This is a genomic window from Paenarthrobacter histidinolovorans, assembly GCF_014647595.1.
Lineage (GTDB): Bacteria > Actinomycetota > Actinomycetes > Actinomycetales > Micrococcaceae > Arthrobacter > Arthrobacter histidinolovorans.
This window is the reverse complement of the sequence record NZ_BMPM01000001.1, coordinates 104,442-130,494: the sequence shown is the minus strand read 5'-3', so window position 1 is coordinate 130,494 and position 26,053 is coordinate 104,442. Positions and strand designations below refer to the sequence as shown.

The 26,053-nt window shown below is 63.9% G+C and carries 26 protein-coding genes; 14 read left to right on the top strand and 12 right to left on the bottom strand.

What is annotated here, in order from left to right; all coding sequences use genetic code 11:
* The first annotated feature begins 25 nt into the window (after positions 1-25).
* From IEY62_RS00595 to IEY62_RS00580, 4 genes are read left to right on the top strand one after another with little or no spacing between them, the layout of a single operon-like run.
* Positions 26-802: an ABC transporter permease gene (locus IEY62_RS00595; protein WP_189013032.1), complete on the top strand. Its 777-nt coding sequence runs from the start codon at positions 26-28 to the stop codon at positions 800-802.
* Positions 799-1,578, top strand: coding sequence for an ABC transporter permease (locus IEY62_RS00590; RefSeq protein WP_189013030.1), 780 nt, complete (start codon positions 799-801; stop codon positions 1,576-1,578). The genes IEY62_RS00595 and IEY62_RS00590 overlap by 4 nt, the downstream gene beginning before the upstream one ends.
* Before the next feature lie 35 nt (positions 1,579-1,613).
* The gene (locus tag IEY62_RS00585; RefSeq protein ID WP_189013028.1) at positions 1,614-2,417 is read left to right on the top strand and encodes an ABC transporter ATP-binding protein; all 804 of its coding nucleotides are present in this window, start codon (positions 1,614-1,616) and stop codon (positions 2,415-2,417) included.
* Positions 2,414-4,021, top strand: coding sequence for a sulfatase family protein (locus IEY62_RS00580; RefSeq protein WP_189013026.1), 1,608 nt, complete (start codon positions 2,414-2,416; stop codon positions 4,019-4,021). The genes IEY62_RS00585 and IEY62_RS00580 overlap by 4 nt, the downstream gene beginning before the upstream one ends.
* Positions 4,022-4,089: 68 nt before the next feature.
* Here IEY62_RS00580 and IEY62_RS00575 read toward each other — a convergent pair whose 3' ends face one another.
* Complete coding sequence (locus tag IEY62_RS00575) at positions 4,090-5,049, bottom strand: AraC-like ligand-binding domain-containing protein (protein WP_189013024.1); 960 nt, start codon at positions 5,047-5,049, stop codon at positions 4,090-4,092.
* Positions 5,050-5,283: 234 nt separating this feature from the next.
* Between IEY62_RS00575 and IEY62_RS00570 the strand changes: the two genes are divergently transcribed.
* Positions 5,284-6,759: an APC family permease gene (locus IEY62_RS00570; protein ID WP_189013022.1), complete on the top strand. Its 1,476-nt coding sequence runs from the start codon at positions 5,284-5,286 to the stop codon at positions 6,757-6,759.
* A 72-nt stretch (positions 6,760-6,831) separates the two neighbouring features.
* On the opposite strand, the gene IEY62_RS00565 is transcribed toward IEY62_RS00570, so the two are convergent.
* Both IEY62_RS00565 and IEY62_RS00560 read right to left on the bottom strand, forming a co-directional pair.
* Positions 6,832-7,632 (bottom strand): MoaF C-terminal domain-containing protein, encoded by an 801-nt coding sequence (locus tag IEY62_RS00565; RefSeq protein WP_189013020.1) that lies wholly within the window; start codon positions 7,630-7,632, stop codon positions 6,832-6,834.
* A gap of 122 nt (positions 7,633-7,754) precedes the next feature.
* Positions 7,755-8,501: an IclR family transcriptional regulator gene (locus IEY62_RS00560; protein ID WP_404594111.1), complete on the bottom strand. Its 747-nt coding sequence runs from the start codon at positions 8,499-8,501 to the stop codon at positions 7,755-7,757.
* Positions 8,502-8,627: 126 nt separating this feature from the next.
* Here IEY62_RS00560 and IEY62_RS00555 point away from each other — a divergent pair, with 126 nt between their 5' ends.
* On the top strand, positions 8,628-9,962 hold the full coding sequence (locus tag IEY62_RS00555; RefSeq protein ID WP_189013016.1) for an MFS transporter: 1,335 nt from the start codon (positions 8,628-8,630) through the stop codon (positions 9,960-9,962).
* 53 nt (positions 9,963-10,015) lie between these two features.
* Here the strand turns inward: IEY62_RS00555 and IEY62_RS00550 are convergent, their stop codons facing one another.
* Positions 10,016-10,738, bottom strand: a complete 723-nt coding sequence (locus IEY62_RS00550; protein ID WP_229784964.1) for a phosphoribosyltransferase — start codon at positions 10,736-10,738, stop codon at positions 10,016-10,018.
* 71 nt (positions 10,739-10,809) lie between these two features.
* On the opposite strand from IEY62_RS00550, the gene IEY62_RS00545 reads away from it, so the two are divergent.
* Positions 10,810-11,223 carry a MarR family transcriptional regulator gene (locus IEY62_RS00545; protein WP_189013014.1) on the top strand — a complete coding sequence of 138 codons (414 nt, stop codon included), beginning with the start codon at positions 10,810-10,812 and terminating at the stop codon, positions 11,221-11,223.
* Positions 11,224-11,251: 28 nt separating this feature from the next.
* Here IEY62_RS00545 and IEY62_RS00540 read toward each other — a convergent pair whose 3' ends face one another.
* The 5 genes from IEY62_RS00540 to IEY62_RS00520 form a co-directional block, all read right to left on the bottom strand.
* On the bottom strand, positions 11,252-12,082 hold the full coding sequence (locus IEY62_RS00540; RefSeq protein WP_189013012.1) for an alpha/beta fold hydrolase: 831 nt from the start codon (positions 12,080-12,082) through the stop codon (positions 11,252-11,254).
* 1 nt (position 12,083) lies between these two features.
* Positions 12,084-12,413, bottom strand: a complete 330-nt coding sequence (locus IEY62_RS00535) for a biotin/lipoyl-containing protein (RefSeq protein WP_018776287.1) — start codon at positions 12,411-12,413, stop codon at positions 12,084-12,086.
* Entirely contained in the window at positions 12,406-13,464 is a 1,059-nt protein-coding gene (locus tag IEY62_RS00530; protein ID WP_189013010.1) for an alpha-ketoacid dehydrogenase subunit beta, read from the bottom strand. Before IEY62_RS00530 ends, IEY62_RS00535 begins: the two co-directional genes overlap by 8 nt.
* Complete coding sequence (locus IEY62_RS00525) at positions 13,457-14,506, bottom strand: thiamine pyrophosphate-dependent enzyme (protein WP_189013008.1); 1,050 nt, start codon at positions 14,504-14,506, stop codon at positions 13,457-13,459. The genes IEY62_RS00530 and IEY62_RS00525 overlap by 8 nt, the downstream gene beginning before the upstream one ends.
* Before the next feature lie 138 nt (positions 14,507-14,644).
* The gene (locus tag IEY62_RS00520; protein WP_189013006.1) at positions 14,645-16,030 is read right to left on the bottom strand and encodes an amino acid permease; all 1,386 of its coding nucleotides are present in this window, start codon (positions 16,028-16,030) and stop codon (positions 14,645-14,647) included.
* Positions 16,031-16,206: 176 nt separating this feature from the next.
* Between IEY62_RS00520 and IEY62_RS00515 the strand changes: the two genes are divergently transcribed.
* The 6 genes from IEY62_RS00515 (at position 16,207) to IEY62_RS00490 (ending at position 22,674) form a co-directional block, all read left to right on the top strand.
* Positions 16,207-16,680 carry an Lrp/AsnC family transcriptional regulator gene (locus IEY62_RS00515; RefSeq protein WP_189013004.1) on the top strand — a complete coding sequence of 158 codons (474 nt, stop codon included), beginning with the start codon at positions 16,207-16,209 and terminating at the stop codon, positions 16,678-16,680.
* 102 nt (positions 16,681-16,782) lie between these two features.
* Positions 16,783-17,502, top strand: a complete 720-nt coding sequence (locus IEY62_RS00510) for an NUDIX hydrolase (protein WP_189013002.1) — start codon at positions 16,783-16,785, stop codon at positions 17,500-17,502.
* Positions 17,499-18,806 carry a quinolinate synthase NadA gene (nadA, locus tag IEY62_RS00505; RefSeq protein ID WP_189013000.1) on the top strand — a complete coding sequence of 436 codons (1,308 nt, stop codon included), beginning with the start codon at positions 17,499-17,501 and terminating at the stop codon, positions 18,804-18,806. The genes IEY62_RS00510 and nadA overlap by 4 nt, the downstream gene beginning before the upstream one ends.
* A gap of 57 nt (positions 18,807-18,863) precedes the next feature.
* Complete coding sequence (locus IEY62_RS00500; protein ID WP_189012998.1) at positions 18,864-20,621, top strand: L-aspartate oxidase; 1,758 nt, start codon at positions 18,864-18,866, stop codon at positions 20,619-20,621.
* On the top strand, positions 20,614-21,492 hold the full coding sequence (gene nadC, locus IEY62_RS00495) for a carboxylating nicotinate-nucleotide diphosphorylase (RefSeq protein ID WP_189012996.1): 879 nt from the start codon (positions 20,614-20,616) through the stop codon (positions 21,490-21,492). Before IEY62_RS00500 ends, nadC begins: the two co-directional genes overlap by 8 nt.
* A 15-nt stretch (positions 21,493-21,507) precedes the next feature.
* Positions 21,508-22,674, top strand: a complete 1,167-nt coding sequence (locus IEY62_RS00490; protein WP_189012994.1) for a cysteine desulfurase family protein — start codon at positions 21,508-21,510, stop codon at positions 22,672-22,674.
* 28 nt (positions 22,675-22,702) lie between these two features.
* On the opposite strand, the gene IEY62_RS00485 is transcribed toward IEY62_RS00490, so the two are convergent.
* Entirely contained in the window at positions 22,703-23,188 is a 486-nt protein-coding gene (locus IEY62_RS00485; RefSeq protein ID WP_189012992.1) for a GtrA family protein, read from the bottom strand.
* A gap of 17 nt (positions 23,189-23,205) precedes the next feature.
* The gene (locus tag IEY62_RS00480; protein ID WP_189012990.1) at positions 23,206-24,054 is read right to left on the bottom strand and encodes a fumarylacetoacetate hydrolase family protein; all 849 of its coding nucleotides are present in this window, start codon (positions 24,052-24,054) and stop codon (positions 23,206-23,208) included.
* Positions 24,055-24,166: 112 nt separating this feature from the next.
* Here IEY62_RS00480 and IEY62_RS00475 point away from each other — a divergent pair, with 112 nt between their 5' ends.
* A complete protein-coding gene (locus tag IEY62_RS00475; RefSeq protein WP_189012988.1) occupies positions 24,167-25,360 on the top strand; it encodes an SLC13 family permease in 1,194 nt (397 codons plus the stop codon).
* 12 nt (positions 25,361-25,372) lie between these two features.
* Here the strand turns inward: IEY62_RS00475 and IEY62_RS00470 are convergent, their stop codons facing one another.
* A complete protein-coding gene (locus tag IEY62_RS00470) occupies positions 25,373-26,041 on the bottom strand; it encodes a DUF1684 domain-containing protein (protein WP_189012986.1) in 669 nt (222 codons plus the stop codon).
* Positions 26,042-26,053 lie beyond the last annotated feature (12 nt).

The following is a 26,053-nucleotide window of genomic DNA, read 5'->3' as shown; positions in this document are numbered from 1 at the left end:
AAGAGAACGACATGGGAGATTCATCATGAAAGCGTCCGTCCGCCCCTACGCCTTCAGCGTTGTGGGTGTAGCTTGTGCCCTGGCCATCTGGCAGGTACTTGCAGAGGCCAAGATCGCGGGAAATGCGCTGCCGCCGGCCACTACAGTGTTCTCAACCCTCGCGACCATTCTGGGGACCGGAACATTCTGGTCCTCGCTGGGGGCCACGATTGGTATCGCATTGCTCGCTTTGGCGCTGGCCGCCGTGGCTGGTGTGGCAATAGGGCTGCTCGTCGGCAGCTTCGAGTCCGTGAAGTACGCCACTTTGGCCGTGTTGGAGTTCCTCAAGCCGGTTCCACCGATCGTCATCCTGCCCCTTGCCGTGCTGGTACTGGGCCCTACTGCAGAGATGTCTCTGTTCCTCGTGGTGTTCGGCTGCTTGCTCCCCATTGTCATGCAAACTGTGGATGGCGTGCAGGGCACCGACCCAGTGGCACGCGACACCGCCCGCTCCTATGGCATGGGAGAGGGTGAAATCCTGGCCCGGGTGGTGCTGCCCAGTGCCATGCCCTACATCGGAACAGCGATGCGCGTGGCAGCGCCCGCTGCCCTGGTGGTTACCGTGGTGGCCGGACTCCTGGGCGGCGGCCCGGGCCTCGGCCAAAACATCTACCAAGCCCAAGCTGCGGGTGACTACGCCAGCCTCTACGGTTTGGTGATTGTCCTCGGAGTCCTGGGTCTTTTGTTCCAAGGTGTCACGCGGCTGGCCGAGCGCCGGGTCCTGCATTGGCACGAGTCCTACCGGGAAGCGGTGCCGCGATGAGTAACATCACAATGCGTAATTGGGTGATCGGCATCGCCGCCCCCGTGCTTCTCCTGGTGGCATGGTGGTTCCTTTCCGCGAACTCCACCGACCCCTTCTTCCCCCCGCTGGAAACCATCATTGTCCGCTTCCGGGAATTGTGGCTGTTTGAGCACTTCCAGTCCGACGTCCTGCTCAGCCTGGGAAACCTGTTCCTCGGTTTCGCCATCGCGGCCATAGCCGGGATCGCACTGGGGTTCGCCACGGCTCTGGTTGCACCTGTCCGGTGGATGATGGACCCCTTGATCCACTTCCTCCGCGGAATACCTCCAGTGGCGCTGGTGCCCATCTTCATCTCACTTATAGGCTTCGGCACCCAGATGCGCGTCACCAGCATCGCCTTGGCGGCGCTGTTTCCCACCATGATTGCCACGGTGGACGGCATCCGCAGCGTCAGCAGCGACCTCATGGATGTTGCCAAGGTCTACCGCCTGACCCGGAAAGAACGGGTGCTGGATGTTCTCCTGCCTGCAGCGACCCCGCAGATCTTCTCTGGCCTGCAGGTGAGCCTGCAGGTGGCGTTCATCGTGATGATCGCCAGCGAGATGCTGGGAAGTTCGCAGGGCATCGGAGCCATGACCTTGCTGGCCCAACAGAGCTTCATGACCGCCGACATGTGGGCAGGGATCCTGCTCTTGGGCGTCATTGGATTCCTGGTCAACATCCTGTTCAGCCTCCTTCGCCGCAAGGTCCTTTCCTGGTACATCGGATCCCGTCGCCTGGCGCGTGCATCATGAGCAACAGTCTTTCCACCCGAAACAGAAAGTCCACCATGGCACAGCAACCAAAAACACGTCTCAGCGCGTCCACGCCCCGGCTGGACGTGGCGCATCTTGCCAAGACCTATGGCAGCGGCGGAAAAGCACGCACGGTCATCGAAGACCTGACCTTCACCGTGGATGCCGGTGAGGTTGTCTGCATCGTCGGCCCTTCCGGCGTCGGCAAGACCACACTCCTCAAATGCCTGGCCGGACTCCAGCCGGCCACCAGCGGAAGGGCAGCCATCGATGGGCGGACCATCAGTGGCCCGCCTCCGGAAATGGCATTGGTCTTCCAGGACTACAACCGGTCGCTGATGCCATGGCTGACCGTTCGAAAGAACCTGGTCCTGCCCTTGAGGCATCTCAAGTTGTCCGCAGCGGAACTGAGGGAGCGCTGTGATGGCGCGCTGGCCGCCGTCGGGCTATCCCACGCCGACAACCAGTATCCGTGGCAGCTGTCCGGAGGCATGCAGCAACGCGTCGCGATCGCCCGGGCGTTGGCGTACCGGCCCGAGATCCTGATCATGGACGAACCCTTCGCATCAGTGGATGCGCAGACGCGTTTCGACCTGGAGGACCTGTGCCTGAAGATCCGGCGGGACTTTAACATGACCATCCTGGTGGTGACCCACGACATCGACGAAGCCGTCTACCTTGCGGACCGGGTGGTGGTCCTCGGATCACGGCCCGCACGGGTGCTCAAGGTGGTGGACGTGGACCTGCCCGGTCCCCGCGACCAGATCACTACGCGCTCGCTGCCGGAGTTCGCCCGGCAACGCACCGAAGTGCTGTCCCTCATCAAGAGGCCCGCATGACAGCGCAGCGCACCAGCGAAAAGCGCCGGCCCAACATCCTGTTCATCATCGCCGACCAGCTCCGGGCGGACCACCTGGGCTTCAGCGGCAACAGCACCGTCAAGACCCCGCACCTGGATGCGCTCGCAGCCAGAAGCACCGTTTTCGGCAACGCGACAGTGGCCAATCCCACGTGCATGCCCAACCGTGCCAGCCTGATGACGGGACGGTGGCCGTCAGCGCACGGAACACGGTGCAACGGCATCACCCTGGACCCCCTGACGCAGACCATTCCGGGATCCTTGGCAGCCGGAGGCTACCGGACTGTAGGGGTGGGAAAACTGCACCACCAGAACATGGGCTGGGAATTTGAACCCCACCAGGCCGAGGAAATCCGGGCCACCGACCCCATGCTGTTGGACGCAGCAGCCGGTGACGCCCGCCGTCATGCTTTCGCTGCGGGGTGGGACCAGTGGGAAAACCGCGAAGCGCACGATGACCGGTTCATTGCGCTGCCGTCGGACTACTACGGCTACCAGCACGTGGACCTGGTGATCGGCCACGGGGACCGGCCCGGCGGCCACTACGTGCACTGGGCCCGGGAACGGGGCATCGACCCGGAAGCTTTGGGCGGGCCCGGCAACTCGTCGAGCAGGTACGGCGGGTGGGACCAGGTGTACCAGACAGCCATTCCGGCCGAGATCCACCCCACAAGCTACGTGAGCGAGAAAGCAATCGAGCACCTGAAGGACGCCGCAGGTCAGGATCAACCCTTCTTTATGTTCGTGTCCTTCCCCGACCCCCACCATCCGTTCTCCCCGCCGGCCGGATACTCCGATCTCTATGATCCCGCGGCCATGCCACTCCCACTCGGCTTTGACCAGGACCACGAAGCATCGCCGGCGCACGTGAGGGACATGATTGAACACCGTGGTGAGCCGAATCCGGACCCCACCATGACGTGGGCAGCAACCGGGGAGCAGTACAGGAACGCGGCGGCCGCGCAGTACGGCCTGATCACCATGATGGACGAGCACATTGGCCGGATACTCGATGAGCTGGACCGGCAAGGGCTGGCGGAGGACACCATCGTGGTGTTCACCAGTGACCACGGCGACCTTTTCGGCGACCACGGCCTGATGCTCAAACACTTTGTCCATTACCGCGCCGTCACGAATGTTCCCTTGGTGGTGCACATTCCCGGAAGTCCGCCGGGCCGGACGGAAGCCCTGGTTTCCAGCGCGGATGTGGCGCCGACGCTCCTTGAACTCACTGGAGCCCGCGGCTACCGGGGAATCCAGGGACGTTCGCTGGTGCCATTGCTGGAAGGAACCACCCAACAGCACAGGCACGCGCTGTTGGTGGAGGAAGAGCAGCCGTTCGGTTTGCCGGGACTGCCTGGGCCGGTCCGCATGCGCACAATCATCACCGCTGAGGGAAGGTTGACCAGATACTTCGGCACGGAGATTGCCGAACTGTACGATCACCGCAACGATCCCGGCGAGTTGATCAACCGCGCCGGCGATCCTGCTTTTGCAGGGCTGGAGGACCGCCTGCTGCGAACCATGCTGGAGGAGATGGCCGCTTTGACCGATCAGGGGACGGCCCCGACGGCGGCCGCGTAGTCAACTGCAGCGGTCACCTGACTGCAATGACTGTCCGACGGCGGCCCTGGTTTTGGTGCAGGGTGTCGTCAGTGGCTGTTGCGGTAGCCGGTGGGGGAGTTCCCGAAAGCTGCCCGGAAGATCCTGCTGAAGTGGGCGGCGTCTGTGAACCCCCAACGCGCCGCAATGGCCGTAACGGGACGTTCTGCCAGCACTGGATCCCTTAGGTCGCGCCGGCATCTCTCCAGCCGCCGTTGCCGGATGGAGGCAGCCACCGTTGTTCCGATCTCCTGGAAAAGATCGTGGAGGTGCCTGGTGGAGATGTAGTGGGCCGCAGCGATGGTTCCGGGGGAGAGCCCGGGATCGCCGAGGTTGGCTTCGATGTAGTCGTGGATGCGCCCCAGGAGAAGGAGATGGGGATCCCGGCCGGTCTCGATCAGTTGGTCGAGTTCGCCGTTGAACAGGGTGGTCACCAGGTCCAGGGCGTTGTGGACCAGCCGGAGCCCGTTGGTGCCGGAGAGGGCGTCAAGGTTGTCGGCCAGTTTCACCAGGAAGGGGCTGATGAGTTCACCCAGGCCTTCGTCGCCGGGTATCCGCAAAGCAGTGACGTGGCCCATGGCCTCGGCCGGCAAGTCCAGCAGGACGTGCGGAAACATGAGCACCAAAGTGCGGAAGTCGTCGTCGAACGTTAGTTGATAGGGGCGGGAGGTGTCGTAGATGGAGAGGTCGCCCGGGCGCAGGACGGCTTCACGTTCGTCCTGGACCAGGCGACCCGAGCCACTGAGCTGGATGCTGAGCTTGAAGAAGCGACCCGTGGACTTGGCAATCAGCTCCGGAGTGCGCAGCACAGTGTGGGGTCCGGCATTGATTTCCACTACGGAGATCTGTCCCAGAACGCGGGCACGCATGGTTCCGTGAAATGTCGAATGGCGTGGCCCCTGGGCCAGCAGGGGTACAAAGGACGCGGAGATTGCCCTGCTCCACTCCTGGAACGACTCCGCCACGATGGTTTCCACGGTTGCGGGGCCCGTATCAGCCGCGACGGTCATCAAGTTCCCTTCCAAAGGCCCGTGGTGCCGCTGCCAGGAGGCAGGAAGGCCGATGGCGCGGACGTGAGCTTGCCCACGATTCTACACCGGCGGCCGGGCTCGAACGTGCTTGCGTGCAGCGACAAGCTCCTTGCCGTGTGAGACAAGTCACGCACGCTCCGTGCGGTGGAAGATTGCGGAATGACAGACATCGTGCCGCGCAAATCTCCCGCGGCACCGAGGCAGGAGCACACTATGAGCGTGGATAACCCCGTCAAGGGCACGACCGCCCGAACGGTCGAAACCAAGGGACGGCTTGGCGTACCGGCAGTGACCTTCATGATTATCGCGGCGTCGGCGCCGTTGACCGTCCTCGCAGGCGGAGTGACCACAACGTTTGCGGTGACCGGCGTGACGGGTGTTCCTTTGTCCTTCCTGGTCCTTGGTGGAATCCTGGCGCTCTTCGCGGTGGGATATGCAGCCATGAGCCGCTACGTCACCAACGCCGGCGCCTTCTACGCCTACATAGCCCAAGGCATCTCGCGGCCCGCCGGCGTAGGCGCGTCCCTGGTCGCCCTCATGGCCTACAACCTGATGCAGGTAGGCATCTACGGGCTGTTCGGGTTCACGGTTTCATCCTTGTTGTCCGCGAGGCTTGGCGTTAACGTTCCCTGGTGGATCCCGGTGCTGGTATGCATCGCCGTTGTTGGCTGGCTGGGTGTCAACAGGGTTGATCTTTCCGCCAAGGTACTCGGTGTCCTGGTGGCCTTCGAGTTCCTGGTGGTCATCGTGTACGACGTCATCAGCCTCGCAGTGGCTCCGGAGGGTGTCAGTGCTGTGACCTTCAGCCCGGAAAGCCTGTTTGTTCCCGGGGTCGGAGCGGTCCTGTCCTTCGGCATTGCCGCATTCATGGGTTTCGAATCCGCCGCCATCTACGGTGAGGAGTCAAAGGATCCCCAACGCACTGTCGCCCGGGCCACCTTCGCCGCAGTGGGGATCATCGCTGTCTTCTACGCAGTATCGGCCTGGGCCATGACCATGGGGGCGGGCCCCTCCGCGGTCATCGGGACAGCCACAGACAACGGCCCCGACATGATCTTCGCGTTCCTGGGTGCCAACGGAGGCGTGCTGCTCAGCGACATCGCCCAGCTCCTCTTTGTCACCAGCCTCTTTGCCGCCCTCGTCAGCTTCCACAACGCAGTAGCGCGGTACTTCTTCTCCCTCGGCCGCGAGCGCGTCCTGCCTTCGGCGCTGGCAAAGGTCCGGGCCGGCAGTGGGGCGCCGTACGCAGGTTCGCTGGCGCAGACGGTGATTGCCGTCGTCGTGACCGTGGCCTTCGCCATCGCGGGATCCGGTTCCGATCTCGGTGAACTGTACCCCGTGCTGACCATGTTCACCTGGCTGACAAACAGTGGGGCCATGGGCCTGGTGCTCCTCATGACAGTGGTTTCGGTGGCCGTGATCGGCTTCTTCCGCCGGCAGCAGCATGGCGCGAGCCTGTGGGTCAGGGTCATTGCGCCGGCGCTGGGCTTCGTGTTGCTTGCGGTGGTTTTCGTGCTCATCCTGGCCAACTTCAACGTCTTGCTGGGACAGACGGAGTCGACGGCTGCCACGTTCGTCCTGCCGCTGTTGGTCCTGCTCCCCGGAGTCGTGGGCGTGGTGTGGGGCCTGCGCCTGCGGCGCTCGCAGCCTGCGCTGTACGCCCGGATCGGGCACGGCTCGGAGGGCTGACTCTCTTAGTCCCGCGAAAAGAGCCCCGGCACGCACTCCGTGCCGGGGCTCCCTGCGATCCACCCTGCGGTGCTAGCCCGCTGTTGCCGGATTCAATTCCGGAGTGTGGTGGGTGATGCTGATCAAGCGGCCGTGTGCGCCGAACGTGAAATGTACGGGTTCGGTGCCTTCCTCGTTCCAGCCGAAGAGGCTGCCGTGGGAGCGGATGGCGCGGGGGTCACGGTGGTCGGCCACTGTGACCGAACCGCACGGGATGACTTTCTCCCGCCAGGTGAAGACAAAGATTCCAGGGCGGACCTGGAGGACGGTGTTGGAGTCGGTGTCTGCCAATCCGCGCTCGGGACCTGCGAGGCACTGCCAGGTATACCAGGTGGGGCTGAGGTAGATGTGTTCGTAGGCGTGCGATTCGCTGTAGACCCATTCGACGCGACGGCCGATGAGTGCCGTGCTTTCGGAGATGGCATCGCCCGTGGCGGGATAACCGTCCAGTGTTCCGGGGCGGAAGTCGTGATGCACGGCGACACTGGAGGCGGTGGCCCTGCCGAGCGCGGCGCCGATGTAGAGCGCCCGGCCCTGTGCAAGATCAAGGACCAGGGATACGGCGAGTTCCGGTTCCAGGACGCTATGCCATTGGCAGTAATACAGTTCCTCGGCGACAGCGAAGGCCTCGTAGGCGGATGTTCCAGCGTGGCCGGCGGCAGCCCATTGCACTTCTTCGTCGTCGAAACTGAAGGTCATGGGTCCGCCTTCGCCGCGGACGGAGAATTGTTGGCCGGCCAGATCCTGCACGGCAGGGGCCTTGTTGGCGTCGAAGCCGGGGGCCAGTCCGTCCAACGGCAGCCAATTGGAGGTGTCAAGAAGATTCAGGCTCATGGATTCCTTCTCGTGCTCGAAAGAAGGACCGGACGGCGTGTCCGGTCCTCCTTCGAGTATTCGGCGCCCTTGCTCCGCAGTCTTGTGCTGTGGGGCACACCGCTTGACCTGGAAGGAAAGGTTCAGGCCAGCTGGCTTTCGATACGTGCGGCACTGGCGGCCAGCGCCTTTCCAACGGCGTCGGCGTCCTGGTCCAGGCGGATATAGACGACGGCGATTGCCGCCGGCCGTCCGCCCGGAACCTTGATGGGAGCGGCGATGGAAGAGAGCCCGGCGACGACTTCGTCGTGACTGGTGGCGTAGCCGGCGCGTCGGGCCTCGTGGGCCTCGGGCCGGTAGGGGTTGCCGGCGCCTACTTGTTGCCAGCGTTCCTCGGTCATGGTGGATTGGATGGCAATGCCGGGGGCGCCGGTGCTGACGGGGTGCCGGCTGCCCGGGTGCTGGGCGAGTGCCGCGCCGGTGTGCCGTGGTTCGACGGTGACCAGTGTGACGCATTCCTGGTGGTCCCAGACGGCGATGAAGGCTGTCATGTGGAGGCTGTTCGCCAGTTGCGTGAGTTCGGGAAGGGCAGCTGTTTGCAGGTTCCGGGAGACGCCGCTGGCCAGGACTGAAAGGCCGGGGCCGGGCTGCACGCGTCCGGAGTCGTCGCGGACCAGCAGGGAGTGGTCTTCGAGGGTCCTGAGTATCCGGTAGGCCACGGAGCGGTGAACGCCCAGGGCTTCAGTGAGTTCTCCGATGGTGAGCGGCCGATCGGCTGCGGCGAGGATCTCCAGGGCCCTGATCCCGCGGGAGAGTGTTTGCGACGGCGGGACCTGCGTCCCGGTTTCCGGCTGGCCCTTGACTCCGCTGCGTGGATTCATGCGAACCATCCTATGTTGGCGGCGTGGCGCAGGGGCTGTGCTTTGAGTCACAAGCTGTAGTATCGTTTCCTAACTGACCGTTCTGTCGGTTAATACATCTCCGCATCGCTTAGTCACTCACCCTCTGGAGTTTCAATGACCGCAACTTCCACTGTCGACTCGCCGTCGGGCCCCAGCAGCAAGCGTGAAGAGCGCCGGGTCCTGGCCGGGACCCTGGTGGGCACCACCATCGAGTGGTACGACTTCTTCATCTTCGCCCAGCTCACAGCCACGCTGTTGGCGCCTTTGTTCCTCTCTCCCTTGGAGAAGTCCAACCCGGGAGTCGCCCAGCTCCTGTCCTTTGCCACCATCGGCATCAGTTTCCTCTTCCGTCCCCTCGGAGCCTTCGTCGCGGGGCACCTTGGAGACAAGCTGGGACGCAAGGCAGTACTCGTCATGACACTGGTCATGATGGGAGCGGCCACCGCGCTGATCGGTGTACTGCCCACCTATGAAACGATCGGGCTCTGGGCGCCTGTGCTGCTCATCTTCCTTCGCGTCGTCCAGGGGTTCTCCGCAGGCGGCGAATGGGGCGGAGCGGCCCTCATGGCCGTCGAGCACGCACCGATCAAGAAGCGTGGACTCTTCGGCGCCTACCCGCAGATCGGCGTGCCCATCGGAATGATCCTGGCTACCGGGCTGCTGTTCTTCCTGCAGTCGGGCATGTCGAAAGAGGATTTCAGCGCCTGGGGTTGGCGCGTGCCCTTCCTGCTGTCCGTGGTCCTGATCGTGGTGGGCTACCTGATCCGCCGCGCTGTTGGGGAGAGCCCCGTCTTCAAGGAACTTGCCCAGCGCAAGGCTGAGAGCAAGGCTCCCCTGGGCGAACTCTTCCGCCGGAACAAGAAGGAAGTTGTCCTCGCTGCGCTCATCTTCATCGCCAACAACGCAGCCGGCTACCTGCTCATTGCCTTCTTCATCTCCTACGCCACCAAGGCCCTGAAGATGCCCTTGCCGCCGGTTCTCCTGGCCACCACCATCGCTTCCTTTGGCTGGCTCATCTTCACCATGGTGGGCGGTTGGCTCTCGGACAAGATCGGGCGCGTGAAGACGTTCCTGATTGGTTACGGTGTGATCTTTGCCTGGATGCTTCCGATGTTCATCCTCATCGACACCAAAGACATCGTGCTCTACGGAACGGCCTTGTTTGTGCTGACCATCGGATTGGGACTTTCCTACGGTCCGATGTCCGCCATGTACGCAGAAATGTTCCCGGCGCAGGTCCGCTACTCGGGCATCTCCATTGGCTATGCCCTGGGTTCTATTTTGGGCGGAGCTTTCGCGACGTTTATTGCGCAAGCCCTCCTGGACGCGACCAAATGGTCCGGGTCAGTGAGTCTGTACATCATGGGGCTTTGCATCATCTCCGCCGTGGGCGTGATCCTCGCCAAGGAAACCCGCGGCCGGCCGCTGGGTTACAGCGTCCACCACTGACAGCAACACAACAAAAGCGGGTGCGGTCCTCATGGACCGTGCCCGCTTTGTGGTTACCGGGGCCCTTTGTTCGGTGCCGGGGCCGACGCCGGCCAGGGGCGTCCGGCGACGCCCGCGCCTTCCAGCTGGCTCACCACATCGGCGTCGGACAGTTGTTCGAAGTGGTCATAGAAAGCGCCGACAGCATGAAATTTGCCCGGAGTGTGCAGGGCCATGACGACGTCGCAGACCCGTGCGAGCGATGTCGAAGCTTCGAGGGATGCAACGGGGACGGCCGTCACTATGGTGTCCGCTCCTGCCGACCGGACCGCTTCCACTGCGGCGCGCATGGTGGCGCCGGTGGCCAGCCCGTCGTCTACCAGGACAACAGTCTTCCCACGGAGATCGTGATCCGTCCCCGGGTACTCCCTGGCCCGGCGCAGCAGTTCCGAACGTTCCCGGGCTTCGACGGCGTCCAAGGCCGCCTGGGAGATGCCCCGGGCAAGAATGAGGTCCCTCAAGGGTTTGTTGACGATCCGGAGCACATCACCCCGGGACCACGCCAAAGCCCCGAACGCGGTTTCATCCCGGCCGGGAATGCCCAGCTTCCGCACCAGGACAGCACCGAAGGGCAGGTAGAGCCCGGCAGCTGTTGCAGCGGCCACCGGAATACCACCCCGGGCGAGTCCGAGGACGATGGTGTCCGGACGTTCCCTCAATTGCGGGAGTCCTTCAGCCAGGCGTCGACCGGCTTCCGCGCGGTCCTTGAAACGCATGCCCATCTGCTCCACTTCCACGTCATTTGTTGCCCTTCCAAGCCTACCGTCCACACCTTGCCCGGCGCGGCCTCCACTGAAAGCATGGGCTTGTGAACAAGCCCATCGGATATTGGATCAAAAGGCTGGATGCTGCGCTGGAGATCCAGCTGGACCGCACCTTGGCGCGGATCAAGCTCACGCGCCGCCAATGGCAGACTCTGGCCACCCTGGCTGAGCATTCCATGCTTCCGGACCAGCTTGAGGAGGCTTTGCAGCCATTGTGGGGTGGTGATATCCGGTTGCGCGAGCGGGAACTCGCAGCTTTGGTGGGGCGCGGAATGATCACCATGATCGATGACCGTCTTGCGCTGAGCGAGCGAGGACGGGAGAAGTATCACGAGGCCCAGCAGTTAGTGGAAGATGCGCGCCAGGATCTTTCGATGGGCATCGGCATCGATGAGTACGCCATGGCGTTGAGCGTCCTGGAGCGCATGAGCCTCAATGCTGAACGGCTGGCCCGCTAGACCAGCCAGCCGTTCAGCACCGGGATGGCTACACCCCCAGGAATTCGATGGCAGCTTCCTTGAAGGCCCGGCTGGTGATCACATTGGTGTGCGTTCGCCCGGGAATCACCAAGGTCTCCACGAGTCCTCCACGCCTGGCCGCCAGGGAGGCCAGTTCCGGCATTGTTGCTGCCCGTTCGTCCTTTTCTCCCGCGACCAGCAACAGTGGCATGTGCGGGGCCGCCTCGGCCGGATCGAAAGGTTCGCCCTTGATGGCCTCAATGAGCGACAACATGGCAAACAGATTGTTGCTGGGCAGCATCTGGGCCATCTTCAACAACCCTGCCGTGGACTGGTCCTCGATGGGCGTGCCGTCTGCAAGGTGCCGTTGCGCGGCTGCGAGATCGAAGGCGGCCAGGGGGTCTGCCGAGCTCGGTCCGCCCAGGACGATCCTGTGGACCAGGTCCGGCTGCGTGGCACCAAACTCCCACGCCAGCCTCGAACCGAGCGAATAGCCAATGACGTCAAGGCCAGTGGATGGGTCCCCGTCGCGCAAGGGGCGTGCACCGGCGTCGGTCACTATCTGCAGAAGATCCGCGCGGATCCGGCTTGGGGTGTAGGAGTCCAGGTCTTCGGGGGAGTGGCTCCGGCCATGGCCGGGCAGGTCCACGGTGATGACCCGGCGTCCGGCATCCTGGAGCGTGGTGATCCAGCCACTGTCTGCCCAGTTCAGTTTGCTGGACGAGGAAAAACCATGGATCAGCAGGACGGGGCGCAGCCCGGCATCGGAAGCCGGCTCATGAACCTCGACGAACAGCCCGGGGTCGGTACCTTCCACCGTGTGCCTCTGCTGTTCCACGGTGTGCCTGCCAGTCATCATGTCAGTCCTCATCGAGTACGGCGCTCAGGCGGACCCTGCGCTTGGGTGCTTCGTCCTTCGGAACAGTGCCCACGATTCCGGCGGTGTCGTCCGGAACCTCGAACACGATCAGCGGTGCGCCTACGTTGATGGTCTCACCCGGCGCTCCGTGGATACGCACCACTTTACCCGCCTGGGGGCTGGGCAATTCGAGCGCCGATTTGCTGGTTTCGAGCTCCACGATCGGTTGGTTGCGTTCCACTTGCTGGCCCGGTTCCACCAGCCAGTCGAGCACTGTTGCCTCGATGAGGCCCTCACCGAGGTCGGGGAGCGGGAAGGAAATTTCAGCCACGGCGGTACTCCAGTACGCGTTGGATCCCAAAGAGGATGCGGTCGATGTTGGGAATGTATTCGTCCTCCAGGTCGCCGGAGGGGTAGGGGACATCGAAGCCTGTCACACGTTCCACGGGCGCCTTGAGGGTGTCAAAGCAACCCTGGGTAATGAGCTGGGCGACTTCCGCGCCAAGGCCTGAGGTCAGCGGCGCTTCATGAACGACGACGGCGCGCCGCGTCTTCGCCACGGACCTCGCCAAAGCTTCGGCGTCAATGGGCTTGAGCCAGCGCAGGTCCAGGACTTCGATATCGATACCGTCCTCGGCGGCCAGCTCGGCTACCTGAAGACAGCGGGACACCATGGCGCCCCAGGCCACCAGGGTCAGATGGCGGCCTTCCCTGGCCACGCGGGCTCCGGTGAGGTTGCCGCCGTCGGGCGCTGTTGTGTCCGCCGCTGCCGGGGTGAGGTCCACCGGACCCTTTTGCCAGTAGCGTGACTTCGGTTCCATGAAGATGACCGGGTCGGGCCGCGTGGCCGCGTACTTGAGCAGATGGTAGGCATCATGGGGGTTTGAAGGGGAGACCACTTTGAGTCCCGGCACGTGCGCAAACAGCGCTTCGAGGCTCTCGCCGTGGTGCTCGGGGGCGCGGATGCCGCCGAAGCTGGGCACCCGCAGGGTGATGGGCATGGGCAGGGTGCCGCGGCTGCGGTAGTTCATGCGGGCGATCTGGCAGACGATCTGGTTGATGGCCGGATAGGCGAAGCCATCGAACTGGACCTCGGGAATCGGGTGGAAGCCGGCCATGGCCAGTCCTACCGACATGCCGAGGATTCCGGACTCAGCGAGGGGTGTGTCGAACACGCGGTCCTCGCCGTGCTTGGCCTGAAGGCCGTCGGTGATGCGGAAGACCCCACCCAGGCGGCCGCAGTCCTCGCCGAAAATGACGGTCTTGGGGTTTTGGGCCAGTACTTCATCGAGTGCACGGTTGAGCGCCTGCTGCATGGAAAGTTGTTGAATGCCGGCCGCTGCGGGGATCACAGGCGGCATTTCGGTGATGGTCTCAGACATGTTCTGACTCCTCGCGCCACGCGGTGGCTTGGGATTGAAGGGCGGGAGTTGGTTCCTGGAAGACAAGGTTGAACATCTCGGCGCCGGGGCGGGGACCCAGGTCCTGGATTCCCATCCGGATGACTTCCGCTTCTTCCTCCGCCTTGCGTTGGGCATCGGCAAAGAAGGCCTCATCTGCGACGCCGTCCGCCAGCAGCCTTTGCTTGAACCGCTCCAGGGGGTCCTCACCGGCGTCGAGGCGCTCCTCTTCCAGGGTCCGGTAGCGGCCGGGGTCGTCGGCGGTGGAGTGCGGTCCGCGACGATAGGTCATGGCTTCGATCACTACGGGTCCGTTGCCGTTGCGGCAGTGGGCGAAGGCGGAGCGGGTGGCTTCGTAGACTGCCACGACGTCGTTGCCGTCCACCTGCAGTGCCGGGATGCCGTACCCGGCCGCCCTGGCTGCGACGGATCCGCCAGCTACCTGCCGTTCGGTGGGGACTGAGATGGCCCAGCCGTTGTTCTGGATGAAGAACACCACGGGGGCCTTCATGACGGCGGCGAAGTTCATGGCTTCGTGAACGTCGCCCTGGGACGAAGCGCCGTCGCCGAAGTACGTCATGGCGACGCCGGTTCCCTCGTCGGGAGCGGCGAGGGTCTGGCCGTGGGCCCAGCCAACGGCGTGCAGGACCGAGCCCGCCACGACTGCCTGGATGGGGGCGAATCGGGACTCCACGGGGTTGTACATTCCGCCATGCCACGTGGCCTTGTGGGTGGACATGTAACCCACCATGTCCAGCCCCATGGCCCGGGCCACGCCCATCTCACGGTAGGTGGGGAAAACAAAGTCCCGGCTCCGGTCCACGGCGTAGCCGCTGCCCACCTGGGCTGCTTCCTGGCCAAGTTCCGGCGCGTACCCGGGGATGATGCCTTGGCGCTGCCAGGCCACGGCCGAGGTGTCCAGATGCCGGACCGCTGCCATCAGCGTGTACAGCTCGCGAAGTTGCTGGTTGGAGAGCGGGGCGGCGTCGTCGTCGACGGCGGCCAGCGCTGGTTTGGTCGTCATGCTTGTGACCCTAGTCACCGCATAAGCTCCCTCGCAATAAGCTCAGTGACGGCACAACACTTTGTACAAGTTGAATAAGCAAAGAAGCCCTGCGCAGTACAAACTGTGCAGGGCTTCCGAATTCTTGCTAGCAGTAGATCATTTCGCCTGGCGTGCCGGCTTTCCTGCTTTTGCCTTGGCGTTGAGGAAGCATCCGGCGGCAATCACCAGAATCAGGATGAAGGTGCCCACCAGCTGGCCGGCGCTCTCCGGGTTGGCAAAACCAACCACGAGGATCAGGCCCAGCAGGACCAGCCCCAGGATGGTGAGATAGGGGAAGCCCTTCATGCGAAGGGGCAGCTCCGCCCCCTCGCGGTCTGCCCGGCGCCGCAGGATGAACTGGGACACCAAGGCTGTACCCCAGACAACCAGGCAGGTGGAACCCACAAGGTTCAGCAGGGCAGGCAGGATCTTCTCCGGAAAGAGCAGCTCCAGGATGGTGGCAATGAAGCCGAAGGCCACCGAGATTCCGACGGCGGCCACGGGCACCTTGGCGGAGCTCAGCTTCGAGAGGAGCCGGGGCGCTTCGCCGCGCTCGGACAGGGAAAAGATCATGCGGGACGCGCCGTAGAGGTTGGCGTTCAACGCGGAGAGGAGGGCCACAACGGCCACCAGGGTAATGGCTGTTCCCGCGCCGGGGATTCCCGCGATGTCGAGTACACCGGCGAAGGGGGACTTCAGGCCTTCAGAGCCCACAGGAAGAATGGCGGCGATAACGAAGACAGAACCGATGTAGAAGACCAGGATGCGCCAGACCACCGTGCGGATCGCTTTGCCGACGCTGTGTGCCGGGTTTTCGGTTTCGGCAGCGGCAACGCTGACGATTTCGGTGCCGCCGAAAGCGAAAATCACTACGAACAGTGCCGCTGCGATGCCACCGATGCCGTGGGGCGCAAAGTCGCCGAAGGCGGAGAATCCCGGCGACGCGGCGTTGGGCAGCCAGCCGAACAGCAGTGCGGCGCCGATGAGCAGGAAGATCACAATGGCCGCGACTTTCAGGATGGCGAACCAGAATTCGAACTCCCCGAAATTCCGGACGCCCACCAGGTTGATCCCGGTGAAGACCACCATGAAAACCAGCGCCAGGACCCAAACCGGGATCACTGGCCACACCGAGAAGAGCAGTCCGGCCGCCCCCAGTGCTTCGGCTGCGATGACCACCACCAGCTGCAACCACCAAAGCCAGCCGATGGTTCCGCCGGCGGTCTTGCCCATGGCTTTTTCGGCGTAGACGGAGAAGGCTCCGCTGTTGGGGTTCGCCGCCGCCATCTCACCCAGGGCCCACATGACAAGGATGATCAGTGTTCCAGCTACCAGGTAGGAGATCAGGACGGCCGGCCCGGCGGCCTGGACGCCGGCGCCGGAGCCAAGGAAGAGGCCCGCGCCGATCGCGCTGCCCAGTCCCATCATGGTGAGCTGGCGGGGCTTGAGTGAATGGCCGAGGCCGGATGTTGGGGCAGGAGCCGCGATGGACTTCGTTGTCATACGTGTCTACCTTCTATGGATTTCATACGGGGCGTGGCGTGCCGGCCTGTTGGGCCTGGCAGGCGGGGCGTCGACGACGCAGCAAGAGCCGTGGAATAATTCTCGCAGTTTGTAAGATACATCACTTTTTGCTTAGGCGATGTGATGAGTAGAGAACCCCGGGGACAGGAACTTGGATGCTGGTCGATGCGCTTGATGCAAAAATTGTACGTTTCTTCACGGATTCACCGCGATCCTCGGTGCTGGAGGCCTCGCGGGTGCTGAAAGTTGCGCGGGCGACGGTGCAGTCCCGGATTGACCGGATGATCGAAAACGGGGTCATTGGATCCTGGGTTCCGCAACCGGATCCGGCCAACTTCGGCTTCCCTGTAGTGGCTTTCTGCTCGGTCACCATCACCCAGGAGATTGGCCATGACGCCATCATTGAGAGCCTCAGCGCCATCCCGGAGATCATTGAAGTGCACACGGTTACGGGTAATTCCGACCTCATGGTCCGGATCGCGGCCCGGTCCAACCCTGACATGCAGCGCGTGCTGGATGCCATGATTGCCACCAAATCCGTCGTCCGCTGTTCCTCCGTGATTGTGCTTAACAGCCACATCCAGGGCCGCACCCTGCCCTTGATGGAGGCCGCAGCGAAGGCAGTGTGACGCAAAGCATTTTGCGGACCGCGCGCAGAGTCGTACCATTAGTTCTAGTCAACATGACTTTAACTAAGATTCCGGTTCCTGGACCGGCGGCGATGAAGCGAGGTGAACGCCGCGAATCCCAGCTCCGCCAACGTCGCCGAGAGGCGGCTTGCACCGCCGTCGTTGGCTATTTCAACGGTGATTTTCGCCCTCCGCCCCAGCGAAAAGTCCGGGCGCCCCACACTATGGCTGCCACTGGTGCGTCGCATCCGAGAGCCTTACAAGGACATGTGGGCCCTCCCGGGCGGCCCCTTGGCCCATGACGAGTCGCTCCAGGACGCGGCCTCAAGGAATCTCCGCGAAACCACCGGCCTGACGCCGCATTACCTCGAGCAGCTCTACGCCTTCGGGGGACTTCACCGATCACCCACCCAACGTGTGGTGTCCATCGTCTACTGGGCGCTGGTTCAACCCACGGAGGCTGCGCTGGCGGACGAATCCGAGAATGTGCGGTGGTTCCGTGCAGACCGGTTGGGCGAACTCGCGTTTGATCACAACGCAATCGTGGATTACGCGCTGTGGCGGCTTCGGAACAAGATGGCCTACGGGTCCATTGCCTACCACCTGCTGGGGGAGTATTTCACTCTCGCCCAGGTTCGTGAAGTCTACGAAGCCGTGCTGGACCGGCAACTCGATCCCGCGAACTTCCGCAGACACATCAAGGCCACACCGGAAATCGAAGAAACCGGTGAATACCTGCAAGGCGGAAAACACCGCCCACCCCGCCTCTACCGCTTCACCGGCACGCCCGGCCTCGGGCCAGATAACAGGAGTACACCATGAGCAGCGTCAACACTGCCGTCCAGCTGATCACTCGCGAAGAAGCCGAGAAAGGCCTCTCCCGCACAGGATCCACGTGCAGCCCGGCCCTGGCCAGGGGCCCCTGGGAATACGACCTTGCCGAAGCCCTCGCCGGCGAGCCCGCCTACGGCCCCGGCGCCTCCAGCAGCGACATCGCACCCAAGGCGACGCCGCGCCAAGGCCAGCTTCCGGAAGAGTACAAGAAAGCCACAGACGCCGAACTGGACGCACGTATTCGTGCCGCCAAAGCGACGCTCGGGGACCGTGCCGTTATCCTGGGGCACTTCTACCAGCGTGACGAAGTCATCCAGTACGCGGATTTTGTGGGCGATTCCTTCCAACTGGCCAACGCAGCACTGACCAAACCGGACGCCGAAGCCATCATCTTCTGCGGCGTGCATTTCATGGCCGAAACTGCCGACATCCTTTCCACTCCTGAGCAAGCGGTAATCCTGCCCAATCTCGCCGCGGGCTGCTCCATGGCGGACATGGCAGACGAAGACTCCGTTGAGGAATGCTGGGAACAACTCGAGGAGATCTTCGGTACCGAGGTGGATGACCAGGGCCGCGTTCCGGTCATCCCCGTCACCTACATGAACTCCTCAGCGGCGCTGAAGGCCTTCTGCGGCCGCAACGGCGGCATCGTCTGCACCTCGTCCAACGCCAAGGTGGTCCTGGAATGGGCCTTCGAACGTGGCCAGCGTGTCCTGTTCTTCCCCGACCAGCACCTCGGCCGCAACACCGCCAAGGCACTGGGCGTTCCGCTGGAACAGATGCCCATGTGGAATCCACGCAAAGAGCTGGGCGGCAACGACGAGCAAACGCTGCTGGACTCACGGGTCATCCTTTGGCATGGCTTCTGCTCGGTGCACAAGCGCTTCAACGTGGGCCAGATCGAGAAAGCCCGCCAGGACTTCCCCGGGGTCAACGTCATCGTGCACCCCGAATGCCCCATGGAAGTCGTGGACGCCGCCGACTCTGCCGGTTCCACCGATTTCATCAAAAAGGCGATTGCCGCAGCCACCGAACCCACCACCTTCGCGATCGGTACAGAGATCAACATGGTGAACCGCTTGGCCGCGGAAAACCCGCAGCACACCATCTTCTGCCTCGATCCCGTAATCTGCCCGTGCTCCACCATGTACCGCATCCACCCCGGCTACCTGGCCTGGGTGCTTGAGGAACTCGTTGAGGGCCGCATCGTCAACCGCATCACTGTGGACGACGCCGTACAGGACAACGCGAAGATTGCCCTGGAACGCATGCTGGCCGCCAAGCCGGCATAGCCAAACCGGCACACATCAGACCCGGCACACACCAGAACTAGCCGAATCGAGCCCAACATGACTACAGAGAGCCTGGCTGGACGGCCCACCCACGGACGGTTGATCGTCATCGGAAGCGGCATCGCCGGCCTGTACTCTGCCTTGCTCGCCGCGGAGGCAGGTGCTGAGGTGGTTCTGCTGACCAAGGGCGCGCTTGCGGACAGCAACACGTATTACGCGCAAGGCGGGATTTCCGCTGTGCTGGAAGAACCCGCTCCAGGTGACACGGTGGCTGCCCACATAGCCGACACCCTGCGGGCCGGCGCCGGCCACTGCAACGAGGAGGCCGTACGAGTACTCTGCACCGAAGCGCGGCGGGACATCGCAGGACTCGGGCGGTTCGGCGTGCGGTTCGATCTTGACGACGACGGCGGGCCGGCACTCGGGCTCGAGGCCGCCCATTCGGCTCCCCGGATCCTCCACGCCGGCGGCGACGCTACAGGTGCGGGAGTCGCATCGGCGCTGATCAGGACCGTCCTGGACTTCCAGGCGCAAGGCAGGATCCAGGTGGTCGGGCATGCCCAGGTCACGGAGCTCATCCACCATGCAGGCCAGGTGGTGGGCGTGAATTTCCTCCGCGGGGGCCGTGGGCACAGCCTCCGTGGCCACTCGGTTCTTCTTGCCACGGGAGGCGCCGGGCAGCTGTTCGCGCAGACCACCAACCCCCAGGTGGCGACAGCCGACGGGCTGGCACTCGCGTGGCGTGCAGGAGCTGCCGTCGCCGACCTCGAATTCTTCCAGTTCCATCCCACCTGCATGGTGCCCGGTGGAGCCGCCCGCGAAGCCGAAGACGATACGCACCCCCTGCTGATCTCCGAGGCTGTCCGCGGCGAAGGCGCCATCCTTCTTGACGCCAACGGCCATCGCTTCATGCCCGGCTACCATCCCGACGCCGAGCTGGCTCCGCGGGACGTTGTCTCCCGCAGCATCGCCCTGCACCTTGCCACATTGGGCGACCCCAACGGCCACGTGTTCCTCGACGCCACCGTCATTGAGGAATCCCGCGGTGCAGGGTTCCTGGAAAAGCGCTTCCCCACTCTCAGCCACCACACCCGCCAGGCTGGCCTGGACTGGACCAGGGACCTGGTTCCAGTGGCACCGGCGGCGCACTACTGGATGGGTGGGGTGGTGACCGACCTCCACGGCCGGACCTCGGTTCCCGGGCTTCTCGCTGCCGGTGAAGTCGCGTGTACCGGTGTGCAGGGGGCCAACCGGCTGGCCAGTAATTCCTTGCTTGAAGGACTCGTGTTCGGGCGCAGGGCTGTTGAGGCGTTCCTGGGTACGTCGGGTGCGTCGCCAGACGGAGTCCCTCTGCGTGCTAACTCGGCCGCGGGCGGCCTCGCTTCTACGCACGCTGCCGGGACCCCGCCCGCCGGGCAGAGCGTCCCCGTCGCCCGAACGGCGCTGTCGGGAACTCTGGAACTGCCGGAGGATCCGGCACCTGCGGCCGGGTTCTCGCGGGGCGCTTTGCGGCGGTTGATGACCGCCAAGGCCGGGGTGCTCCGCAACGGGGTATTGCTTGCCGAGGCTGAGGCTGCGCTCGAAGCGTGGGCCGAAGAAGCGCAGCCATTGGACGCTGCGGAGTCCCTGGATGTCCGGGAGCACGAGGACGCCAATCTTTTGCTGGCTGCCCAGTTGCTCGTGCGGGCTGCCCGGGAGCGCCGGGAATCCCTGGGAGCGCACTACCGCAGCGACAGCGCGGGCCAAGCGGCCGCCGTCGATGATTTTGATAAGCGTTACACCCTGAGCCGGAAAGTGAGCCTTGTCCATGACTAACCTGACCCTCCCCGCGGGCCCCGTGCGGGACATCCTGGAACGGGCCTTCGCCGAGGACGCGCCCAGTGGGGACATCACGTCCCAGCTGCTCATTCCGGCCGAGGCGCAGGCCGTTGCGGTCCTCAACGCGAGGGTTCCCGGCGTGTTCAGCGGCGGGACCGTGTTCCGTGATGCCATGAAGACAGTGGACCCGGACACTGAAGTGGAACTGCTGCTGGCCGATGGTGAAGCTTTCGACGCCGGAACGCACCTTGCCCGCGTCAGCGGCAGCGCCCGTTCGGTCCTGCTGGCCGAAAGGGTGGGCCTGAACCTGGTACAGCGCATGAGCGCGATCGCCACCAAGACCGCCGAATTCGTCCGCCTGGTTGAAGGCACGCGTGCCCGGATCACCGATACCCGCAAAACCACCCCCGGGCTGCGGGTGCTGGAACGCTACGCCGTCCGCTGCGGCGGGGGAGCGAACCACCGTTACAGCCTCTCCGACGCCGTACTCGCCAAGGACAACCACCTCGCAGTCATGACCGGTGGCGACTCAGGCAAACTGACCGAACTGCTGATCGCTGCCAAAGCACAGCTCGGCCACACCACGCACTTCGAAGTCGAAGTGGACAGCGCAGAGCAGATCGAACCTGTGCTGGCCGCCGGCGTGGACACCATCATGCTGGACAACTTCTCCCTGGAGGAGCTGCGCGCCGGCGTCAAGCAGGTCGATGGCCGGGCCATTGTGGAAGCCAGCGGCAACGTGAACCTGGACACCGTCACCGGCATTGCCGCGGCAGGAGTGGATGTCATCTCCATCGGCGGCCTGACCCACAGTGTGAACGCCCTGGACCTTGGCCTCGACATCGAACTCACGCCGGGCCGGAACTGAAAGCCGGCTCCTGTAATGATCTTCCTCGACGCAGCAGCCACCACGCCGGTCCGCCGCGAAGTGCTGGAGGCCATGTGGCCATACTTGAGTGGCGAGTTCGGGAACCCCTCAAGCCACCACACCCTGGGTGAAGCAGCGGCGGCTGCGCTCGCGGGGGCGCGTTCCGGCGTCGCGAAGGTGTTCAACTGCCGCCCCGGCGAAGTGACCTTCACCTCGGGTGGCACGGAAGCGGACAACCTTGCCGTCAAAGGCATCGCGCTGGCGCGGCGGGAGGCGGATCCTGCCCTGAACAGGGTGGTGATCAGCGCAGTGGAACACCCGGCGGTGGAGGAATCGGCGCGCTACCTTCAAAGGGTCCATGGCTTCGTCGTGGACATCGTGCCCGTCGACACCGACGGAGTTGTCACTGTGGATGCGCTGCGCCAGGTCCTGCAGCCGGGAACAGCGCTGGTAAGCATCATGTACGCGAACAATGAAATCGGGACCGTACAACCCATTGCCGACCTGGCTGTGGTCGCCCACGCCGCCGGTGTTCCCTTCCACACCGACGCCGTGCAGGCTGCCGGGTGGTGCGCGCTGGATGTCAAGGAGCTCGGCGTTGATGCCATGAGTATTTCAGCCCACAAATTGGGGGCGCCAAAGGGGTCCGGAGCCCTCTTCGCCAAAGGTCGGCTGCGGCTGGAACCCCTCATGCACGGAGGCGGGCAGGAGAGGGGCAAGCGTTCGGGAACGGAGAACGTGGCCGGAGCTGTCGCTTTGTCCACGGCCTTGACACTCTCCCACGCCGAACAGCGGGAACAAGCGCACCGCGTGGCACAGTTGCGTGACCAGTTCATTCACCAGATCCTGGACACGGTGCCTGACGCCATGCTCACAGGACACCGCAGCCAGCGCTTGCCTTCAGTAGCGTCCTTCTGCTTCCCGGGAACCAGTGGCGAATCGGTCCTGCTGGAACTCGAACGCCTGGGAGTTGTGTGCTCCAGCGGTTCAGCGTGTGCTGCCGGATCGGATGCGCCTTCGCCAGTGTTGGTGGCCTTGGGCATCACCCCGGAAACCGCGCAGACAGCGGTTCGTTTCAGCTTCACCTCCACTGTCTCCGAGGACGACCTGGAGGCGGCCGCCGCTGCCGTGGGAACCGCCGTCGCGCGTGTCAGGAAGCTTGCGGCCCCGCAGGCCGGCTGACCCAACGTGCGGTACCGGACATGCCACGCTAGACATGCCGTGCCCGCCGGAAGATCCAATGCCGCAGCAAAGTGAAGCGGACGGCGGTGGCAACGAACCCGGACAACGTGGTGGTCCAGAGTTCCTCAGCGACGCTGGCACCAGGCTTGAACAGATGCAGTACCCCCAGGCTGCCACCAGTAATCAGCAACGCGATGCCAATCACGATCACCCCGCTGAGATGGTCCTGGGCGCGCTTCTTCCTGCCTGTGATCTTGAACGTCAGGCGGCGGTTGAGCGCTGTGTTCATCAACGACGTCAGTATCAGCGCCACGGCGTTCGCCAGTTGCGGATCGATCAGGGGACGCAACAGGGCATAGATGGCCAGCGAGCTTCCCGTGCAGACGATTCCGACGCCCGTGAAGCGGAGCAACTGCCTCACGACCGGGTACTTCAACAGGCCGCGATGCCGTTTCCGGGGTGGCTTTTGTGGTGGAGACGGCAGTAGCCCTGTGGCGTCCGCAGCTGTCTCCATGGGTTAAGCCTGACACACTATGCCGGCAGTTCCTCCCAGGAGGCGCCGGTCACGGGGTTGCTGAGCTCTCCGATTCCCTCGATTCTGCACACCACGGTATCGCCGGGCCGAATGCGCGTGCTTTCGGCCGGGAAGCCGGTGAGGACCAGGTCCCCGGGCTGGAGAGTCATGAAAGAGGTGAGGTAGACCAGGATTTCGTCGACTTTCCAGCCGAGATCGGCTGTGCTGGCAGTCTTCAACGCGGTTCCGTTATGAACGATCCCGATGCCCAATTGCGGGTAGTCCACCTCGGTGACTATCCATGGGCCGGCCGGGGTGAAGGTGTCCTGGCTCTTGGCGCTGATCCACAATTCATCGCTTTTCTGCAAATCCCGGGCTGAAACATCGTTGCCGATGGTGAAACCCAGAATTGCGGACTGTGCCGTTTCCAAGGTCAGATTCCGCGCTGCGCGGCCGACGACGATGGTCAACTCCGCTTCGGGGTCCACGCGACCGACGGACGCGCTGAGCTGGATCGCTTCACCCGGGCCGATCACGCTTGACGCCGCCTTGTGGAATGCCTGGGGAGGCAGGTTGCGGCCAGGTTGTCCGGTGTTGTGGGCCATGCCGAAGACGTTGACCGGCACGGACGGTGCAAGGAACCTGAAGGTGTCCTCAGTGACTTCCGAGCCTCTTTCCCAGCCCCCGCGTGACGGGCTGGCGGCATTTGCCCGGGATGACGGGAACGGGGAGTCGATGACGGACCATGTCCTTCCCTCCGCGGAGGCGAAATCGGGGGCGTCGTTTGCCACGAAGAAATGCTCGTCCGGTGAAGCCGGATTGAGGGGGCGGACGCGGGCGATTCGACGCGGAAGAGTTGAAGTCATGATGACATCCTACGTCCTCTGTTGGCGGTGCCGCGAGTGCGGGGACCACCGCTGTGCCCTTTTGCCGCGCCGTGGAGGGAAGCCCACAGGCGCGGGGCTTAGAATCCCTCTCATGCGTCTGGCGATTATCGGTTTGGTTCTGCTTGTAGCGGGCGGGGTAACCGTGGCCACGGGGGTCCTGCCGTGGGACGAAGTCATTGTCCTCGTGGACAGGGTGGCCCCGATCCTGGCATTTGTCGTCGCCATGACAGTCGTGACCGAACTGGTCAGTGAAGCCGGTACCTTCCAGTGGGTCGCCCGGCATCTGCGTACCTGGGGCCGGGGACGCAGCATCCTGCTGTGGTTGCTGCTGGCGCTGTTCGCCACCTTGAGCACCATTTTTCTTTCCTTGGATACGACGGCGGTCCTCCTCACCCCCGTGGTGGTCACCGTGGCCAGGCAGGCGGGCCTGCCTGTCCTGCCGTTTGCGTTGACAACCGTATGGCTGGCGAACACAGCCAGCCTGCTGCTGCCCATCTCGAACCTCACCAACCTCCTGGCCCAGCACAATCTGGGTGGGATAACCCCGGCAGAATTCGCACAGCTGATGTGGGCGCCGTCGCTGGCCGCCATCGTGGTGCCCATGGCATTCATCGCCTTGGTTTTCCGGCGCGAACTGCGCAAGAGCTACGCCCTGGAGGCATCCCGCCCAACGGTGGCCGCCACGGCAAAGGCTCCCGACCGCCTCCTGCTGGTGGGCAGCGCAATAGTCCTGATGTTGCTGCTGCCCGCGTTGGTGTCAGGTGCCGCCATTTGGATCCCGGCATCCGTGGCAGCGGCTGTCCTGGCGGTCCTGTTCGTTGTACGTCGGCCCGCAGTCCTGAAAATCACGCTGATTCCCTGGTCGCTTCTGCTGTTCACCTGTGGACTGTTCCTGGTGGTCGAAGCCACCCAATACTTGGGCGCATCAGCAGTGCTGGGGAGGGTCGCGGGCGAAGGTGATGGCTTCATCGAACTCCTGAGGCTGGCCATGACCGGCGCCCTCGGTTCAAACGTCGTCAACAACCTGCCGGCCTACCTCCTCGCGGAACCGCTGGCCGGCACCCCGGAGAGGATGGCGGCGTTGCTGGTGGGGGTCAACGCGGGTCCGTTGATTGCACCGTGGGCGTCCCTGGCCACGTTGCTGTGGCACGACAGGCTGATGCGGATGAACGTACTGGTCAAATGGCAGGGCTATGCCGTGATGGGCCTGCTGGTGGCGCCACTGACCATAGTTGCCGCCATTGCCGCGCTCGCAGCCTTCGGGCCCGGCGGCTTGTTCGGCTAGCTTGTTGTTCGGCTAGCTTGCGTACATTTCGCCGACCGGAACCTCCGCGGCCAATCTGTTGGCCGGGCCTGCGAGCGGGCACGCCCAAGCCTCGTTGTAGGCGCAGGACGGGTTGTAGGCGAAGTTGAAATCCAGGATGAACTCCTGCCCGGTGCCGGTTTCCCTCGTTCCGTGGAACGAGCCCTTGATGGTGTCCAGAAGGTACCTGCCGGCTCCGTAGCTGCCGCCCTGTTTACCGGCGGTCGCATCACGGAACGGCACGAAGATCCCGCCCCCGTAGCTCCGCAGCCGCCAAGCAGCCAAGGAGCCAAGTCCGGGCAGCTCGAACGTGCCAATCCGGGTGAAAGGCACCACGCCGTCGGTCCCGGTCTGGACATTCATTTCCTGGCCCAGGCCTTCCGGCTGGAGCATGGCATGGAAACGGTAGGCGGGATCATAACCGGCGGTCTGCAGTCCGGAAAACGACGCCTTCATCTCCGGCGTCAGGGCGGAAGCAGGATGCGTGGCAAACATCAGGTCCCGCTCCTGGCGCCAGTACACGTGTGCGTCAAAGGGATTTGTCGCTGCGAGTTGCCGGACTTTGTCATAGAGGGCGAAAGTCTTCAAACGCCAATCAGCTATGTCTACTGCGGACATCGTGGGGATAGTGTCCTCGGATTCGTCGTGCTGGGTGGGGGCCATACCCTCAGCCTA

Bases quoted from the DNA above. Each gene is read 5' to 3' on its own strand.
- IEY62_RS00595 (WP_189013032.1), top strand. From the start codon at position 26: ATGAAAGCGTCCGTCCGCCCCTACGCCTTCAGCGTTGTGGGTGTAGCT.
- IEY62_RS00590 (WP_189013030.1), top strand. From the start codon at position 799: ATGAGTAACATCACAATGCGTAATTGGGTGATCGGCATCGCCGCCCCC.
- IEY62_RS00585 (WP_189013028.1), top strand. From the start codon at position 1,614: ATGGCACAGCAACCAAAAACACGTCTCAGCGCGTCCACGCCCCGGCTG.
- IEY62_RS00580 (WP_189013026.1), top strand. From the start codon at position 2,414: ATGACAGCGCAGCGCACCAGCGAAAAGCGCCGGCCCAACATCCTGTTC.
- IEY62_RS00575 (WP_189013024.1), bottom strand. From the start codon at position 5,049: ATGACCGTCGCGGCTGATACGGGCCCCGCAACCGTGGAAACCATCGTG.
- IEY62_RS00570 (WP_189013022.1), top strand. From the start codon at position 5,284: ATGAGCGTGGATAACCCCGTCAAGGGCACGACCGCCCGAACGGTCGAA.
- IEY62_RS00565 (WP_189013020.1), bottom strand. From the start codon at position 7,632: ATGAGCCTGAATCTTCTTGACACCTCCAATTGGCTGCCGTTGGACGGA.
- IEY62_RS00560 (WP_404594111.1), bottom strand. From the start codon at position 8,501: ATGGTTCGCATGAATCCACGCAGCGGAGTCAAGGGCCAGCCGGAAACC.
- IEY62_RS00555 (WP_189013016.1), top strand. From the start codon at position 8,628: ATGACCGCAACTTCCACTGTCGACTCGCCGTCGGGCCCCAGCAGCAAG.
- IEY62_RS00540 (WP_189013012.1), bottom strand. From the start codon at position 12,082: ATGATGACTGGCAGGCACACCGTGGAACAGCAGAGGCACACGGTGGAA.
- IEY62_RS00530 (WP_189013010.1), bottom strand. From the start codon at position 13,464: ATGTCTGAGACCATCACCGAAATGCCGCCTGTGATCCCCGCAGCGGCC.
- IEY62_RS00525 (WP_189013008.1), bottom strand. From the start codon at position 14,506: ATGACGACCAAACCAGCGCTGGCCGCCGTCGACGACGACGCCGCCCCG.
- IEY62_RS00520 (WP_189013006.1), bottom strand. From the start codon at position 16,030: ATGACAACGAAGTCCATCGCGGCTCCTGCCCCAACATCCGGCCTCGGC.
- IEY62_RS00515 (WP_189013004.1), top strand. From the start codon at position 16,207: ATGCTGGTCGATGCGCTTGATGCAAAAATTGTACGTTTCTTCACGGAT.
- nadA (WP_189013000.1), top strand. From the start codon at position 17,499: ATGAGCAGCGTCAACACTGCCGTCCAGCTGATCACTCGCGAAGAAGCC.
- IEY62_RS00500 (WP_189012998.1), top strand. From the start codon at position 18,864: ATGACTACAGAGAGCCTGGCTGGACGGCCCACCCACGGACGGTTGATC.
- nadC (WP_189012996.1), top strand. From the start codon at position 20,614: ATGACTAACCTGACCCTCCCCGCGGGCCCCGTGCGGGACATCCTGGAA.
- IEY62_RS00490 (WP_189012994.1), top strand. From the start codon at position 21,508: ATGATCTTCCTCGACGCAGCAGCCACCACGCCGGTCCGCCGCGAAGTG.
- IEY62_RS00485 (WP_189012992.1), bottom strand. From the start codon at position 23,188: ATGGAGACAGCTGCGGACGCCACAGGGCTACTGCCGTCTCCACCACAA.
- IEY62_RS00480 (WP_189012990.1), bottom strand. From the start codon at position 24,054: ATGACTTCAACTCTTCCGCGTCGAATCGCCCGCGTCCGCCCCCTCAAT.
- IEY62_RS00475 (WP_189012988.1), top strand. From the start codon at position 24,167: ATGCGTCTGGCGATTATCGGTTTGGTTCTGCTTGTAGCGGGCGGGGTA.
- IEY62_RS00470 (WP_189012986.1), bottom strand. From the start codon at position 26,041: ATGGCCCCCACCCAGCACGACGAATCCGAGGACACTATCCCCACGATG.